1 protein-coding gene is annotated in these 258 nt (G+C 37.6%); it reads left to right on the forward strand.

Translation table 11 applies throughout. From position 1 onward, the window contains the following. On the forward strand, positions 1-258 hold a 258-nt coding region (locus P8629_RS12240), incomplete at both ends, for a hypothetical protein (RefSeq protein ID WP_278166380.1).

Raw genomic sequence — 258 nt, forward strand, 5'->3', positions numbered from 1 at the left:
TTACTTTTTAGCTATTGTGATGTTATTACTTATGAGTTGTGTATTTTGGGCAAAAGAACCTGAATCTAACCGCGAAGTTGTTCATGCTGAACTAGAACGTATTTATCGGCAAAAGCTGGCGCTAGGTAAGCAAACACAATTAACTAAAGTTGCAGCATGGTTGGCTGTTACTGTACTTGATCCTTTTAAAACATTCTTCGCGCGTAATGGCGTAAAGACTGCACTTGCGCTGCTCGCTTTTATCTTTTTATTTAAAAT

Origin of the sequence: Hydrogenovibrio sp. 3SP14C1, from assembly GCF_029625905.1 — a bacterium.
GTDB lineage: Bacteria > Pseudomonadota > Gammaproteobacteria > Thiomicrospirales > Thiomicrospiraceae > Hydrogenovibrio.